Raw genomic sequence first — 14,172 nt, 5'->3', positions numbered from 1 at the left:
ACTATCTGTAGCTTATCTTTATTTTTGATAATCGTAAGTAGCATTTTATTTAAAGTCCCAGGAACGGGCATAGAAAAACCACCCTTTCAACATAGCCTATATCCTCCAGCCCGTCCCATAACATTATCTCTGCCATTTCGTCATTTGCTCCGCTTACGAACGGCCTGAGAGCATCTAATTTTCCATAATACGCAGCTTGGTATATTATATCCTTTTTTGCTGTTTTTACTTTAAACAGCCCTTTAAATACTAATTTATCCACTGTTTGATGTGTTTCTTCAAATAGCTCTCTAACTGCAGCTTGCCTTGCTGTTTCTTTTTCTTCAATTCCTCCGGCTGGAAACTCCCATTGACCTCTCCATGAATTATATCCTATTAAGAACATACCATTTACAGTGATTATTGCAAATGCACCTGTTACATTAGGATACATCCTTTAACCTCGTTACATAATATTTTATCTGACTCCCAAAATGCTATTTTGTCATATGATATATCACATTCTTTAAGTGAATCTTCAAAGTTAAAGCAGTCTGATATTGAAAAGAAGTTATGCATTGATATATTATGTTCTTCCGAATCGATATATAAATAATTCTCAAGAAACCGTATCCAATCAGAATAGCTTAAATTATAATGTACATCATCAGCATATTCAAAGTTAACACTTACTCCGATAGGGGCCTTTGAGTTGTTAGTCCAAATCAAAAGTTATCAAAACATTTTAAAACAAAAGCCCTAAAAACCTAATAAAATCAAGGCTTTCAGGGCTCGAAAGAGTAGCGGAAGGGAGATTTGAACTCTCGACACCACGGGTATGAACCGTGTGCTCTAGCCAACTGAGCTATTCCGCCATATGAAATTGTTTGATAAATAAGTAGTTTATTTATCAGTGGGACCTACAGGGCTCGAACCTGTGACCCTCTGCTTGTAAGGCAGATGCTCTCCCAGCTGAGCTAAGATCCCATGCTTGTCTCAGAACTTTTTGTTTCTGTGTTCCCGACTGCTTTGCTAGTATAATATGAATTGTGTAAATTGTCAACACTTTTTTGGAAATATTTTTAAGAAAATTTTATTATTCATTTTATATGATTTATGATATACTTAAGATTAGCAAATGGTGGAGGGATTCCATGTACTATTTTATCATAAACCCAAACGCGCGATGCGGGCGGGGGAAGAACGTATGGAAAAAACTGGAAAGGATTCTGGAGCGTGAGAACGCCCAGTATCAGGCGTATATAACTGAGAAGCCGGGAGATGCGAAGGTTTTTGCCAGAAAGCTGACAGAAGGGTGCAGGGAACCGCACGTAATCGTTGCAGTCGGCGGGGATGGCACTGTCAACGAGATTCTGGATGGTCTTTCTTTCTGCAGCCCCGTTACCTTAGGTTATATTCCTGCCGGTTCAGGCAATGATTTAGCTAGAAGCTTGAAATTGCCGAGAAAACCGGGACGCTGTCTAAAGAAGATTCTGTCTCCAAAGTACCATAAGCAGTTGGATTACGGAGTGCTTACATATGGAGGAGATGAGATTTCCTGCAGAAGATTTATGGTCAGCGCAGGTATTGGCATGGATGCGGCGGTTTGTCATAACATTCTTTATTCCAGGACAAAGGGAATTTTAAATAAGCTTCATATAGGAAAGCTGACCTATCTTTTGATCGGTGTCAAACAGCTCTTGCTTGCAAAGCCTGCTAAGGGCTATTTGCTGTTGGATGGAGTTCAGAAGGTGGAGTTTAATCATGCCTATTTTATTTCCGCACATATTCATCCGTATGAAGGCGGCGGTTTTAAATTTGCGCCGGATGCCAGCTATGACGATGGAAAACTTTCCATTTGTGTAATGAATAACAGAAAAAAGAGAAAACTAATACCGGTGCTTTTAAACTCCATGTTTGGAAGGCAGTCCCATAATAAGGGAACCCGGTTTTATACATGCGGGGAGGCCATGGTTCATGTGGATAAGCCGATGGCGGTTCATGTGGATGGAGAGAGCTGTTTCTGTCAGAACGACATACAGCTGCGCTGTATCAAAAAGGCGGTCCGCATGATTGTTTAATATTTTATTTAGAAATACAGTCAGAATTTAATTTTAATCCTGGCAACCGGATAAAATGGCAGCACAGCTGCTATGTTATTCTGTTTTTTGTATTCTGGACTTAGAATGTAAATTAAAATAAATATACAGATTTCAGAAAGGATATTAAGATATCATATGAGAATCGGACAGGGATACGATGTACACAAATTGACGGACGGAAGAGATTTGATTCTCGGAGGAGTAAAGGTCCCCTATGAAAAAGGACTTTTAGGCCATTCTGACGCGGACGTGTTAGTTCACGCGGTGATGGACGCCCTGCTCGGCGCGGCGGCGCTGGGGGATATCGGGGAACATTTTCCGGATACGGATCCGGCTTATAAGGGAATATCCAGCGTGGAACTCTTAAAGCGCGTCGGAACGCTTCTTGAAGAGAAGGGGTACGTGATCGAGAACATCGATGCGACAATCATTGCTCAGAGGCCCAAACTTAAGGATTACAGACCGCAGATGGCGGAGAATATCGCTGCCGCCCTTGGAATACCGGCAGACCGCGTCAGCGTAAAGGCAACGACCGAGGAAGGTCTGGGCTTTACGGGCAGCGGGGAAGGAATTTCAGCACAGGCAATTACCTTATTGACGACAGTGGGGGATTACTGTTATGATGATAAAATCATGGACAGCGGCTGTCAGGGCTGTAGTGGTGGCTGCTGCGGGAAATAATCAAACAGGAGGGAACTATGAAAATTTTTAATACATTGACGAGGCAGAAGGAAGAATTTGTGCCGCTGGAACCGGGAAAGGTCAAGATGTATGTCTGCGGACCGACGGTATACAACTTCATTCATATAGGAAATGCGAGGCCGATGATCGTGTTTGATACGGTCAGACGGTATTTTGAATACAAGGGCTACGAGGTGAATTTTGTTTCCAACTTTACCGATGTGGACGATAAGATCATAAAGAAGGCCATTGAAGAGGGCGTGGATGCTGATACCATTTCCAAGCGTTATATCGAAGAATGCAAGAAGGACATGGAAGGACTGAATGTGAAGCCGGCCACGAAGAATCCGCTCGCTACAGAGGAAATCTGCGGGATGCTGGATATGATCGGCAGTCTGATCGAGAGCGGCCATGCTTACGTGGCAGCCGACGGAACCGTTTATTTCCGTACAAAATCATTTGACGGCTATGGAAAGCTGTCCCATAAGAATATCGAGGATCTGCAGTCCGGCTTCCGTGAGATCAAGGTGACGGGAGAGGAAGGCAAAGAGGATCCGACGGATTTTGTTCTCTGGAAGCCCAAAAAAGAAGGGGAACCTTACTGGGAGTCCCCATGGTGCGAGGGACGTCCTGGCTGGCATATCGAGTGTTCTGTCATGTCCAAGAAGTATTTGGGCGACCAGATCGATATCCATGCGGGCGGAGAGGACCTTGTCTTTCCGCATCATGAGAATGAGATTGCTCAGAGTGAGTCGGCTAACGGCAAAGAGTTTGCAAAATACTGGATGCACAATGCATTTTTAAATATTGATAACAGGAAGATGTCGAAATCCCTGGGCAATTTCTTTACTGTCAGGGAGATCAGCGAGAAGTATGATTTATCGGTGCTTCGTTTCTTTATGCTGAGCGCTCACTACAGAAGCCCGCTGAATTTCAGTGCGGAGCTGATGGAATCTTCCAAGAATGGATTAGAGCGAATTCTGACTGCGGTTCAAAAGCTTAAGGATCTGGAGAGCAGCGCGGCAGGCGATTCGTTTAAAGAAGGCGAGAGCAGGGAAGCTGTTGACGAGCTGGTTGCAAAGTATGAGGCAGCCATGGATGACGATTTTAACACCGCAGATGGTATTTCTGCTGTCTTTGAACTCGTCAAGCTGAGCAATTCCACAGCAGGGCCAGACAGTTCCAGGGCTTATGTAGTATATTTGAAAGAGACCATCGAAAAGCTGTGCGACGTGCTGGGCATCGTCACCGAGAAAAAGGAAGAGATACTGGATTCTGAGATCGAAGAGATGATTGCGGCGAGACAGCAGGCGAGAAAGGATAAGAATTTCGCGCTGGCCGATGAGATTCGCGGACAGCTTCTTTTAAGGGGAATCGTTCTGGAAGACACCAGAGAAGGTGTAAAATGGAAGAGGGCGTAAGAGAAGAGGTCGGTTTCCAGACCTTTTGCAATGAGGCGCTGAGGCTGAAGGAGATGGATCCGAGGACGTATTCTCCGCTGGCGCTGGCCTATATCGGAGATGCCGTTTATGAACTGATTGTCCGCACCATGGTGATCAATCATGGAAGCATTCAGGTGAACAAGATGCATAAGAAGAGTGCGTCGCTGGTCAATGCAGGTACTCAGGCAGAGATGATACGGCTCATTTTGGAAGAGCTTACCGAAGAAGAGACGGCGGTCTACAAACGTGGACGCAATGCTAAGTCGGTGACGACGGCGAAGCATGCGACCGTGGTGGACTACAGAACGGCTACGGGCTTTGAGGCGCTTTGCGGTTACCTCTACCTGACGGGCCGTCTGGAGCGGCTGGTCACACTGATCAGCCACGGATTTGAGAAAATAGGAGAACTGGAATGACGGAAGAATTTACAATAGAAGGAAGAAACGCCGTGCTGGAGGCATTCCGTGCGGGAAAGACCATTGATAAGCTTTATGTGCAGGATGGCGTAAAGGACGGTCCTATCCAGTCCATTATCAGAGAGGCGAAAAAACAGGATACGATCGTGAATTTCGTTTCCAGGGAACGTTTGAATCAGATGTCGGAGGAAGGCCATCACCAGGGAGTGATCGCACATGCTGCGGCTTATGAATATGCTGAAGTAGAAGACATTTTGAAGGCGGCTGAGGAAAAAGGGGAACCACCGTTTATTTTCCTGCTGGATGGGATTGAGGATCCCCATAATCTGGGCGCGATCATCCGTACGGCTAACTTAGCGGGGGCCCATGGAGTGATTATTCCAAAACGCCGCGCTTCCGGCCTTACTGCGGTAGTGGCAAAGACCTCAGCGGGAGCCCTCAACTATACACCGGTGGCGAAGGTGACAAACCTGGCGGCCACGATTGAAGAGTTGAAGGAAAAGGGACTTTGGTTCGTCTGTGCGGATATGAACGGCGAACTGATGTACCGGCTGAATTTAAAAGGGCCTGTCGGTCTGGTGATCGGCGGCGAAGGAGACGGTGTGGGAAGACTCGTCAGGGAAAAATGCGACATGGTTGCATCGATCCCCATGAAGGGCGATATCGACTCGCTGAATGCTTCCGTGGCCGCGGGTGTGCTCGCTTACGAGATCGTCAGACAGCGTCTGGGCTAGTGCCGCCCGGCACCAGGGCCTGTTTCTATGTGAGATGGAGATGAAGAAAGATGAAGAAGAATAGAATTGTGGTTCTGACCGCCTGCACCGCGCTTATGGTGTCGGTGAGCGGTTGCCAGAGCCAGAAGGCATCTGTGGCTGAATCGCAGACGATTGCCGCAGAGAGTACGGCTGCGCTGGCTGAAGAACCGGAGAGCCTGGCTGTCGTGACTGTCGAAGAGGAAGCGGTTCCGCTGTATTCAAAGCCGGCAGGGAGCAACGTGAGAACGCCGCAGGCTTCCGGTACGACGACTTACAGCAATAACTCTGTGACACTGGATGCGTCCAATCTGTCCCAGGGCTATGTGATGGTGCAGTATACGGGAGGCTCTTCCAAGATCAAGGTTCAGGTGATCAAAAGCGGCGGAGAGACGTATACGTATGATTTAAATGCCAGATCTGCCTATGAGGTGTTCCCGATGTCGGAAGGCAACGGCAGCTATACGGTGAGAGTGTTGGAACAGGTACAGGGCAACCAGTATGCGGTGAAGTTCAGCCAGGATCTGTCCGTATCTCTTGCAGACCAGTTTGCACCGTTCTTATATCCAAATCAGTATGTGAATTTCACTGCGGACAGCAGCGTAGTAAAGAAGGGCGCAGAGGTGGCCGCGTCTTCTGCGGATGCGCTGGAGGTTGTCTCGTCCGTTTACAATTATGTGGTCACCAACATTACATATGATACGGCAAAAGCCAACTCCGTTCAGTCCGGATATCTTCCGAACTGCGATTCTATCCTGTCTCAGAAAAAGGGAATCTGTTTTGATTACGCTGCGGTTATGACGGCGATGCTGCGTTCCCAGAATATTCCGACCAAGCTGGTGGTGGGATATACGGGCAGTCTGTATCACGCATGGATTAATGTTTATATCGAGGGCCAGGGCTGGGTGGACAATATCATCTACTTTGACGGCCATGACTGGAAACTGATGGATCCGACATTCGCCTCCTCCGGCAAGGGAGATCCGGCGATTGAAGAGTATATCAAGAACAGCTCGAATTATAAAGCAAAATACTCTTATTAAAATTTCATATCATAAAGGAGAAGCGATACATGGCGAAGGAATTGAAAAAACATTATTCCGCCCGGGAGCTTTCGGCTTTCTGTCTTCAGATATCTCTTCTGCTTCGCGCGGCAATCCCTCTTGACGAGGGATTGTCTGTTATGGCGGAGGATGCGGCAGATGAAGAGGAGAAAAAGATTCTGTTACATATGTCTGAGGAAGTGGAGCTGGGAAGCCCGTTTTCTGTCGTTCTGGAGCAGGTAGGAAGTTATCCGTCTTATGTGATCCGGATGGCGAAGCTGGGCGAGGAAACAGGAACCCTGGATCAGATGATGGCGTCTCTTTCAGAGTACTATGAAAAAGAATACACTCTGATGAAAAGTATCAAAAACGCGGTGACGTATCCGGTCATCATGATTTTTATGCTTTTGGTTGTCCTGTTCGTCTTGTTTACGAAGGTAATGCCTATTTTTGAAAGTGTTTATGAGCAGCTGGGAGCGCGTCTCAGCCCTGTATCTATGGCGGCGACGAGACTGGGCGGCATATTCAGCGGAGTGGCTCTTATTGCGGGGATTCTTCTGGCCGCGGCGGCTTTCGTTATCTGGCTCATGGGAAGAGGCGGCAAAAAGATACAGGCGGCTCAGCACATGATGGACCGTTTTAAGAGAAAGAGCCGGATCGCGCTGGCGGTGGCGAACCGCAGATTTACTTCTGTGCTGGCTCTGACGCTACACAGCGGTCTGGAGCTGGAAAAGGGCATGGAGCTGGCGGCTGAGCTGGTGGAAAATCCTGCGGTAGAGGAAAAGATCAAGGCCTGCGGAGAGGAACTGGAGACAGGAACCGATTATTACAGCGCTATGAAGAACACCGGTCTGTTTGGCGGATTCCATGTTCAGATGATCAAGGTGGGCGTCAGAAGCGGCCGCCTGGATGAGGTGATGGAGGAGATATCCAGAAGCTGCGAAGAGGAAGCAGATACGGCGCTGGACAACATGGTGAACCGGCTTGAACCGACGATGGTAGCCGTTCTCGCTGTGGCTGTCGGTCTGATTCTTCTCTCTGTCATGCTGCCGTTAGTCGGTGTGCTTTCAGCCATTGGATAAGAGGTGAGCCGATGAAAAGATGGAAACAGACAGGGAAGGAAATTTATGGCTACGTCCTGTCCGTACTGGTATTTCTGTGCGTGCTGGCGCTTTTTGTAACGGGAATCATGTCCTTTTCAAAGAAGGCCGATGCGAGAGGTGCGGATACGCTGCGGGATGCCATACGGAGAGCTTCCGTGCAGTGCTACGCCATTGAAGGCAGATATCCGCCCAGTGTGGATTATCTGGAGGAAAATTACGGGATTTTGATTGACCGGAATAAGTATGATGTGTTTTACAGCGGATTCGCGTCCAACTTCATGCCGGATATTACGGTCAATCTTCATGAATAATAGCTGGGAGGTGCGCGGATGGGCCGCAGAAATGATCATAAGGGACAGCTGGTGAATACATTGTTTACCATGCTTCTGTTCCTCGTATTTGTGCTCTGTGCGCTGTTTGCGGTTTTGATCGGAGGGAAGGTCTACGAGAATATCAATGCCAGGACGGAGTCGACCTACCGCGGCGATGTGGCTCTGAGCTATATTGCCAACAAGGTAAGGCAGGGCGACGAGGACGGAATGGTGGGACTGACCGAGATGGAGGGTATCACAGTCCTACAGTTGAAGCAGGAGATAAACGGTTCTGAATACGTGACTTATATATACTATAGAGATGGAAAGCTTTGGGAGCTGTTCACCGATACGGAGAGCGGTCTGGGCGTAAATGACGGCTATGAGATTCTGGAGTGCGACGAAGTGGCCATGTCCATGGAGGGGGAATTGCTTTCCGTCTCAACCAGTGGCGATGGAGGCGGCCGGATCTGGCTGTCTTTAAGAAGCGGAGGATGAAAGGATGAGCAGGAAACAGCATTCGGGTATATTTATGATGGAGATGATCATGGTGGTCTTCTTCTTCATTCTCTGCTCCAGCGTCTGCATCATGGTCTTCGTGAAAGGGGACCGGATGAGCCGGGACGCCGCAGATTTGAACCAGTCGGTACTGATTGCCCAGAGCGTGGCCGAGGTATGGAAGCTGGAGGGACCGGAGGGACTGAAACAGCGTTTTGGCGCCAGTGTCTCTTCACAGGACGACGCCTCTGGAGCAGACGGCGATGACGCATTCAAAACAGATGATGATGAAGCCTCCGGGAACCGGTATGTGATGGAATTTGATAAAAATGGAAACCTTGCGGAAAACATTCCGGAGGGCGGCGGAGACGGAAGTGCGAGTGGAAAGATTTACACAGCAGTGCTTTCGGCGGACGAAGCGGAGAGTTCGGCGGAGATAACCGTCAGCCGTGAGAAAAACAGCGTCTACACGCTCTCTGTAAGCCGCCACGAGAGAGAGCAGGGGTGACAGGAGGAAACAGATGGCTAAACAGGAGAGCGGATTTAAGGCGAATATTGGAAGTTCTTTTCTGATACTGATTTTTATCGTCATGTGTCTCGTCACGTTCGGTATGCTGTCCCTGACCTCCGCAAAGAGTGATTTAAGCCTTGCAAACAGAAACGCGGACGCAGTTACGGAGTATTACAGGGCCGATACGGAAGGCGAGGCATTCTACCGCATGGTGGCAGGGGAAGTGAAGGCGGCCTGTACCAATGCCTCAGGGCATGAGGAGCGCCTTGCGCTGCTTGAGAAGGCACTGGGAGAATACTACAGAGGCGGCGCGGCGGTGACGGAAGTGGCCATGGAGCGTGCGCAGGCACTTCATATTGAGCTGGAACCGGATTTGGACGGGGAAGGCTCGGTGCGTGTGGCGAAATGGAACGTGATACAGACGGAAGATTACGAAATAGATGACTCCATGCCGGTATGGGGCGGAACGGCTGATACAGAACAGAAATAGTCCGTTTGCGGATTCCGGCGGGAAAGAAAGACAGGGAGATTTGCAGGTATGAAGGTAATTGATTTGTTGAGTTCGGCTGTGGAACAGAATGCGTCGGATATCTTTTTGGTACCCGGCATGCCGTTCTCTTATAAGCTGGGCAGCAGAATTGTCTGCCAGAATGAGGAGAAGCTGTTTCCGGCTCAGATGGAGACGCTGATCACAGAACTTTATGAACTGGCGGGGAACCGCAGTATGGAGAAGGTGAGAGAGCATGGAGACGACGATTTCTCCTTCGCCCTTCCCGGTGTGTCGAGATTCCGCTCCAGTGTGTTCCGGCAGAGGGGATCGTTAGCCGCAGTTATCCGGGTGGTTACGTTTGATCTGCCCGATTATGAGACGCTTCACATACCACAGAATATCATCGATATCGCCCAGCTGACCAAGGGCTTCGTCCTGGTCACGGGACCGGCCGGCAGCGGTAAGAGCACGACGCTGGCGTGTATCATTGACAAGATCAATCATACGAGAAACGCCCACGTCATTACGCTGGAGGACCCGATCGAGTATCTGCACCGTCATAAGAAGAGCGTGGTAACCCAGAGAGAGATCGTGACGGACACGGACAGTTATGTCTCCGGACTCCGGGCAGCCCTTCGTCAGGCGCCGGATGTCATTCTGGTAGGTGAGATGCGTGATTATGAGACGATCCAGATTGCCATGACGGCGGCGGAGACGGGCCATCTCGTCATTTCTACGCTTCATACGGTCGGGGCGGCCAATACCATAGACCGTATCATCGATAATTTTCCGCCGAATCAGCAGCAGCAGATCCGGATGCAGATATCCATGGTCATGCAGGCGGTTGTGTCCCAGCAGCTGATTCCCACGGTGGATGGCGGCGTTTATCCGGCCTTTGAGATTATGTTTTTCAACAATGCAATCCGGAACATGATCCGCGAGTCCAAGACGCACCAGATCGACAGCGTGATTGCCACAGGACAGTCGGAAGGAATGGTATCCATGGACACCAGCCTTTTAAACCTCTATAAGAAGGGGATGATTACAAAAGAAAGCGCCGTGATCTACAGCAGCAATGGTGAGCTGATGGCGAAAAAAATCGAACGTCAGGGTTAAGGATAAAGCATATTTTTCCCATAACCAGTTATACTATCCGTAAGACAAGACAGGAGAGTGAACTGATTATGAGAACGGATAAGAGAAAAGTGGCGCTCATCGGCACCGGTATGGTGGGTATGAGCTATGCATATTCCATGCTGAATCAGAATATCTGTAATGAACTGGTTCTGATTGACATCAACAGAAAAAGGGCAGAAGGCGAGGCGATGGATTTAAACCATGGACTTGCCTTTTCTGCGTCCAACATGAAGATTTACGCTGGGGAATATAAGGATACGTCAGACGCGGATATCGCCGTCATCTGCGCCGGTGTGGCACAGAAGCCGGGGGAGAGCAGGCTAAACCTGTTAAAACGGAATGCAGCGGTATTTAAATCGATTGTAGACCCGATTACGGAGTCGGGATTCAACGGAATATTCTTAGTGGCGACAAATCCGGTGGATATCATGACCCGGATCACGTATTCGCTTTCCGGCTTCAATCCGCGGAGAGTGCTGGGCAGCGGAACTGCCCTGGATACCGCCAGGCTGCGTTACCTTTTGGGAGAATCCCTTTCCGTGGATCCGCGTAATGTCCACGCCTACGTGATGGGAGAGCACGGAGACAGCGAATTTGTTCCGTGGAGTCAGGCGATGATCGCCACGAAGCCCATCCTTTCCCTTTGTGATGAACAGGGAGAAGGCGGGATGGAGGTCATCTGCGGGGAAGAATTAAAACGGATCGAGGAGGAGGTGCGCGGGGCTGCATACCAGATTATTGAGGCGAAGAGCGCCACATACTATGGAATCGGTATGGCGCTGTCCAGGATCACGAGAGCGATTCTGGGAGATGAAAACAGTGTGCTGACCGTATCCGCCATGCTGCGTGGAGAGTATGGGCAGAACGACGTATATGCCGGCGTTCCCTGTATTATCAACAAGAACGGCATTTTCCGCGTGCTTCCGCTGGATTTGAATGAAGAGGAAAAAAAGCGTCTGGGCGAGTCCTGTGACACGCTCCGGGCCAGCTTCGATGAACTGGAAAAATAATAGACAAAGGTACAACGGAAAAAGAAATAGAAGGACCAGCCGTCCGTTTGAGCGGCTAGTCCTTTTTCTTTTCTTCCGCGGCCTCGGATGCTTTGGTCTCTTCGGCGTTTAAATCTTCCTCATCGCTCACATACTCCAGAATTGCACTGATATCACAGTCCAGATACTCGCAGACTCTTGCCATCAGGGCCAGGTCGACGCGGGAGACCTTGTTGTTGCAGTAATTGTTCAGCTGAGTCCGCTGGACTTCACAGTGATAACAGACTTTGTTTTTGCTTTTGCCTTTTTCGAAGATTAAATCAGCCAGCTTGATATTAATATGCCCCATAAAATGCCTCCTTCCGTATAGTGATATTATATGTAAATAAATCTAAGAAAATAAGATGTATTTAAATAGATATATTATAGTAGATATATTTATGTAGATGTATTAAAATACAGGTATAATAAAATGCATAGAAGAAAGGAAGAACCGAATGAAGAGATGTTCCTGTTTTGCAGTCGCGGTTATTCTGATGGTGACACTATACAGAATGATACCACATTATGAGATATTAGCCCAGTACAGTTTCAGCTCTCCCGGCAGCAGGGAGACGACGATTCTGGCAGTCAGCCACACTGTCGGGCCAGCGCTTTACATATCAGGAGAAAATATCTTAAGACTGCACAGGAAACTGAATTACGATGTTCCTTCCAACCGGGTGATTCTAATGCTTTACGGAAAGAAAAGCGATGTGGAGAAAGGGAAATGCAGCGTAATCATGATTTATGAGGGTGAGGATGGCAGCAGGGAAGAAAATGCCGGTATTGTGTTGATAAAATGATCGCTGATGAAGAAAGGAAGAGTGCCGGAAATGGTCTGTTTCCGGCACTCTTCCTTTGAAAATTTTACCGGTGCATTCTCGTGATTTAAATCGTGAGTTAACCGGCAGGGTTTGTTCCGGATTCACTTTTGCAGCATGTAAATATATGTGTCTGTCGGCACGGCTCTAAAAAAATCCATTGTCAGTTTCCTGACTGTAACATAGTAAATCATCTTAAATAGTACTTGAAATAGTCAGACATTTTTCTATACAAAAACAGAACATACATTCGAAACTTTATTGCACAATTCATGCACATATGGTATAATTGATTTATGGAAAAAGTATATGAAATATCAGAGAAAACAAAATTAACATATGGTCGCGGATATGTATATTCTTTACAGTACCATCTTATCTGGTGTACCAAATATCGGAAGAAGGTATTAACAGATGGAATCGATATTCAATGTAAGGATATGCTGACAGAACTGGCGGACCAGTATTCTTTTCAGATCCTGGCGATGGAGGTTATGCCGGATCACATTCATCTGCTCCTGGACTGCCGCCCACAGTTCATGATATCAGACATGGTCAAAATCATGAAGGGAAACCTGGCCAGAAGGCTGTTCTTAGACCATCCGGAATTAAAGAAACAGTTGTGGGGAGGCCATCTCTGGAATCCATCTTACTGCGCAGTGACTGTCAGTGACAGAAGCCATGAACAGGTGAAACACTATATTGATTCCCAAAAAGAACGGTAACAGGGGGAAAGAGGATGAACAGGGCTTATAAGTATCGTGTCTATCCGACTGCAGAGCAGGAACAGCTTTTGACGGATACATTTGGAAGCTGCCGGTTTGTTTATAATCATTATCTTGCCCTGCAGTCGGAGAACTATCAGCAGGGCAAGGCATACAGGAATAAGACTGCCTGCAATAACGACTGCAACCGAATTCTCAAACAGGAGCAGCCATGGCTAAAACAAGTGGATAAATTTGCCCTGACGAATGCCATCTATGCGCTGGATTCGGCGTACCAGAGATTTTTCAGGAGACAGGGTGGTTATCCCAGATTCAAGAGCAGGCATCACAGCCGTATGTCCTACACTACGAACTATACGAATGGAAATATTGCCGTACTGGCTGGTGAGATCAAGCTGCCAAAGCTTGGGAAGGTGGGGGCAGTTGTGCACAGAAGGGCACCGGAAGACTGGCGTCTGAAACAGGCCACGGTATCAAGGGAAAGTGACGGCAGTTATTATGTGTCAGTCCTTTACGAGTATGAGGCTGCGATTATGTCGCAGGCAGTTAATCCAGAGCAGGTGATTGGACTGGACTATAAATCGGACGGATTGTATATGGACTCAGATGGCAGGTGCTGTGGCATGCCTCATTATTATAGAAAGAACCAGAGGAAGCTGAAAGCGAAGCAGCTGCAGTCAGTAAATTACCGGAAACAGCAGAAGAAAATTGCCCGTATTGCAAAAAAGGCAGCCAATCAGAGAAAAGATTATCTGCACAAAAAATCAACTGAGATAGCCAATCGGTACGATTTAGTGTGTGTGGAAGACTTAAGCTTGAGGGCGCTGGCAAACAGAGGGTTCGGGAACGGAAAAGCGACCATGGATAACGGGTATGGATCATTTCTTACGATGCTAAAGTACAAACTGGAGGAGAGAGGAAAGCGTCTGATCCGCATCGAAAAGTGGTATGCATCCTCGAAGACCTGTAGCCGTTGCGGTGCGGTCAAGATGATGCCGTTATCGGTCCGCCGTTATGAGTGTAACTGTGGAATGAGCATGGACAGAGATTTAAATGCTGCGATTAATATCAGAAACAGAGGGTATGAGATATATCTAAAGGCAGCATAGAAGTAATCATAGACTGTAGGG

General features: G+C 48.0%; 18 protein-coding genes and 2 tRNA genes. 16 read left to right on the top strand and 4 right to left on the bottom strand.

All coding sequences use genetic code 11. From position 1 onward, the window contains the following. Positions 1 to 49: 49 nt before the first annotated feature. The 3 genes from M1L66_RS21245 to M1L66_RS21235 form a co-directional block, all read right to left on the bottom strand. Positions 50 to 433 carry an NUDIX hydrolase gene (locus M1L66_RS21245; RefSeq protein ID WP_187018967.1) on the bottom strand — a complete coding sequence of 128 codons (384 nt, stop codon included), beginning with the start codon at positions 431 to 433 and terminating at the stop codon, positions 50 to 52. 347 nt (positions 434 to 780) lie between these two features. Next, positions 781 to 854, bottom strand: a tRNA-Met gene (locus tag M1L66_RS21240). A 39-nt stretch (positions 855 to 893) separates the two neighbouring features. Next, positions 894 to 966 (bottom strand) — tRNA-Val (locus tag M1L66_RS21235). Between the two features lie 167 nt (positions 967 to 1,133). Here M1L66_RS21235 and M1L66_RS21230 point away from each other — a divergent pair. The 13 genes from M1L66_RS21230 to M1L66_RS21170 all read left to right on the top strand — a co-directional run bounded on the left by M1L66_RS21230 (position 1,134) and on the right by M1L66_RS21170 (position 11,475). Next, a complete protein-coding gene (locus M1L66_RS21230; protein WP_187018969.1) occupies positions 1,134 to 2,060 on the top strand; it encodes a diacylglycerol/lipid kinase family protein in 927 nt (308 codons plus the stop codon). 156 nt (positions 2,061 to 2,216) lie between these two features. Continuing rightward, positions 2,217 to 2,762 (top strand): 2-C-methyl-D-erythritol 2,4-cyclodiphosphate synthase, encoded by a 546-nt coding sequence (ispF, locus tag M1L66_RS21225; protein WP_002603272.1) that lies wholly within the window; start codon positions 2,217 to 2,219, stop codon positions 2,760 to 2,762. A gap of 17 nt (positions 2,763 to 2,779) precedes the next feature. Further along, a complete protein-coding gene (cysS, locus tag M1L66_RS21220; protein ID WP_187018971.1) occupies positions 2,780 to 4,183 on the top strand; it encodes a cysteine--tRNA ligase in 1,404 nt (467 codons plus the stop codon). Beyond that, positions 4,168 to 4,620 (top strand): Mini-ribonuclease 3, encoded by a 453-nt coding sequence (locus M1L66_RS21215; protein WP_002603274.1) that lies wholly within the window; start codon positions 4,168 to 4,170, stop codon positions 4,618 to 4,620. The genes cysS and M1L66_RS21215 overlap by 16 nt, the downstream gene beginning before the upstream one ends. Then, a complete protein-coding gene (gene rlmB / locus M1L66_RS21210; protein ID WP_055660440.1) occupies positions 4,617 to 5,354 on the top strand; it encodes a 23S rRNA (guanosine(2251)-2'-O)-methyltransferase RlmB in 738 nt (245 codons plus the stop codon). The genes M1L66_RS21215 and rlmB overlap by 4 nt, the downstream gene beginning before the upstream one ends. A 50-nt stretch (positions 5,355 to 5,404) precedes the next feature. Next, positions 5,405 to 6,415: a transglutaminase-like domain-containing protein gene (locus M1L66_RS21205; RefSeq protein ID WP_243270150.1), complete on the top strand. Its 1,011-nt coding sequence runs from the start codon at positions 5,405 to 5,407 to the stop codon at positions 6,413 to 6,415. A 29-nt stretch (positions 6,416 to 6,444) separates the two neighbouring features. Next, complete coding sequence (locus tag M1L66_RS21200) at positions 6,445 to 7,497, top strand: type II secretion system F family protein (protein WP_270816349.1); 1,053 nt, start codon at positions 6,445 to 6,447, stop codon at positions 7,495 to 7,497. 11 nt (positions 7,498 to 7,508) lie between these two features. Beyond that, on the top strand, positions 7,509 to 7,829 hold the full coding sequence (locus tag M1L66_RS21195) for a hypothetical protein (protein ID WP_187018976.1): 321 nt from the start codon (positions 7,509 to 7,511) through the stop codon (positions 7,827 to 7,829). Positions 7,830 to 7,847: 18 nt separating this feature from the next. After that, a complete protein-coding gene (locus M1L66_RS21190) occupies positions 7,848 to 8,327 on the top strand; it encodes a DUF4860 domain-containing protein (protein ID WP_187018978.1) in 480 nt (159 codons plus the stop codon). Between the two features lie 4 nt (positions 8,328 to 8,331). Beyond that, positions 8,332 to 8,835: a hypothetical protein gene (locus M1L66_RS21185; protein WP_187018979.1), complete on the top strand. Its 504-nt coding sequence runs from the start codon at positions 8,332 to 8,334 to the stop codon at positions 8,833 to 8,835. A 13-nt stretch (positions 8,836 to 8,848) separates the two neighbouring features. Further along, positions 8,849 to 9,328 carry a short-chain dehydrogenase gene (locus M1L66_RS21180; protein ID WP_434688038.1) on the top strand — a complete coding sequence of 160 codons (480 nt, stop codon included), beginning with the start codon at positions 8,849 to 8,851 and terminating at the stop codon, positions 9,326 to 9,328. A 48-nt stretch (positions 9,329 to 9,376) separates the two neighbouring features. Then, positions 9,377 to 10,444 carry a type IV pilus twitching motility protein PilT gene (locus M1L66_RS21175; RefSeq protein WP_002603282.1) on the top strand — a complete coding sequence of 356 codons (1,068 nt, stop codon included), beginning with the start codon at positions 9,377 to 9,379 and terminating at the stop codon, positions 10,442 to 10,444. Between the two features lie 68 nt (positions 10,445 to 10,512). Next, on the top strand, positions 10,513 to 11,475 hold the full coding sequence (locus M1L66_RS21170; RefSeq protein ID WP_187018983.1) for an L-lactate dehydrogenase: 963 nt from the start codon (positions 10,513 to 10,515) through the stop codon (positions 11,473 to 11,475). A gap of 55 nt (positions 11,476 to 11,530) precedes the next feature. On the opposite strand, the gene M1L66_RS21165 is transcribed toward M1L66_RS21170, so the two are convergent. Continuing rightward, positions 11,531 to 11,803, bottom strand: coding sequence for a helix-turn-helix domain-containing protein (locus M1L66_RS21165; RefSeq protein WP_002603284.1), 273 nt, complete (start codon positions 11,801 to 11,803; stop codon positions 11,531 to 11,533). Positions 11,804 to 11,951: 148 nt separating this feature from the next. Between M1L66_RS21165 and M1L66_RS21160 the strand changes: the two genes are divergently transcribed. The 3 genes from M1L66_RS21160 (at position 11,952) to M1L66_RS21150 (ending at position 14,151) form a co-directional block, all read left to right on the top strand. After that, entirely contained in the window at positions 11,952 to 12,299 is a 348-nt protein-coding gene (locus M1L66_RS21160) for a hypothetical protein (protein WP_434688033.1), read from the top strand. Between the two features lie 314 nt (positions 12,300 to 12,613). After that, positions 12,614 to 13,042, top strand: coding sequence for an IS200/IS605 family transposase (gene tnpA / locus M1L66_RS21155; protein WP_187018650.1), 429 nt, complete (start codon positions 12,614 to 12,616; stop codon positions 13,040 to 13,042). 14 nt (positions 13,043 to 13,056) lie between these two features. Further along, positions 13,057 to 14,151: an RNA-guided endonuclease TnpB family protein gene (locus M1L66_RS21150; RefSeq protein ID WP_434688031.1), complete on the top strand. Its 1,095-nt coding sequence runs from the start codon at positions 13,057 to 13,059 to the stop codon at positions 14,149 to 14,151. Positions 14,152 to 14,172: the final 21 nt, after the last annotated feature.

It is taken from the genome of Hungatella sp. SB206, from assembly GCF_051132295.1.
GTDB classification, from domain to species: Bacteria; Bacillota; Clostridia; order Lachnospirales; family Lachnospiraceae; genus Hungatella; species Hungatella effluvii.
Note: the sequence above shows the minus strand (reverse complement) of the source record. Positions and strands in the feature narration are given on the sequence as shown.

Bases quoted from the DNA above. Each gene is read 5' to 3' on its own strand.
- M1L66_RS21245 (WP_187018967.1), bottom strand. From the start codon at position 433: ATGTATCCTAATGTAACAGGTGCATTTGCAATAATCACTGTAAATGGT.
- M1L66_RS21215 (WP_002603274.1), top strand. From the start codon at position 4,168: ATGGAAGAGGGCGTAAGAGAAGAGGTCGGTTTCCAGACCTTTTGCAAT.
- rlmB (WP_055660440.1), top strand. From the start codon at position 4,617: ATGACGGAAGAATTTACAATAGAAGGAAGAAACGCCGTGCTGGAGGCA.
- M1L66_RS21205 (WP_243270150.1), top strand. From the start codon at position 5,405: ATGAAGAAGAATAGAATTGTGGTTCTGACCGCCTGCACCGCGCTTATG.
- M1L66_RS21165 (WP_002603284.1), bottom strand. From the start codon at position 11,803: ATGGGGCATATTAATATCAAGCTGGCTGATTTAATCTTCGAAAAAGGC.
- cysS (WP_187018971.1), top strand. From the start codon at position 2,780: ATGAAAATTTTTAATACATTGACGAGGCAGAAGGAAGAATTTGTGCCG.
- M1L66_RS21195 (WP_187018976.1), top strand. From the start codon at position 7,509: ATGAAAAGATGGAAACAGACAGGGAAGGAAATTTATGGCTACGTCCTG.
- M1L66_RS21230 (WP_187018969.1), top strand. From the start codon at position 1,134: ATGTACTATTTTATCATAAACCCAAACGCGCGATGCGGGCGGGGGAAG.
- ispF (WP_002603272.1), top strand. From the start codon at position 2,217: ATGAGAATCGGACAGGGATACGATGTACACAAATTGACGGACGGAAGA.
- M1L66_RS21175 (WP_002603282.1), top strand. From the start codon at position 9,377: ATGAAGGTAATTGATTTGTTGAGTTCGGCTGTGGAACAGAATGCGTCG.
- M1L66_RS21185 (WP_187018979.1), top strand. From the start codon at position 8,332: ATGAGCAGGAAACAGCATTCGGGTATATTTATGATGGAGATGATCATG.
- M1L66_RS21200 (WP_270816349.1), top strand. From the start codon at position 6,445: ATGGCGAAGGAATTGAAAAAACATTATTCCGCCCGGGAGCTTTCGGCT.
- M1L66_RS21190 (WP_187018978.1), top strand. From the start codon at position 7,848: ATGGGCCGCAGAAATGATCATAAGGGACAGCTGGTGAATACATTGTTT.
- M1L66_RS21150 (WP_434688031.1), top strand. From the start codon at position 13,057: ATGAACAGGGCTTATAAGTATCGTGTCTATCCGACTGCAGAGCAGGAA.
- M1L66_RS21180 (WP_434688038.1), top strand. From the start codon at position 8,849: ATGGCTAAACAGGAGAGCGGATTTAAGGCGAATATTGGAAGTTCTTTT.
- M1L66_RS21160 (WP_434688033.1), top strand. From the start codon at position 11,952: ATGAAGAGATGTTCCTGTTTTGCAGTCGCGGTTATTCTGATGGTGACA.
- M1L66_RS21170 (WP_187018983.1), top strand. From the start codon at position 10,513: ATGAGAACGGATAAGAGAAAAGTGGCGCTCATCGGCACCGGTATGGTG.
- tnpA (WP_187018650.1), top strand. From the start codon at position 12,614: ATGGAAAAAGTATATGAAATATCAGAGAAAACAAAATTAACATATGGT.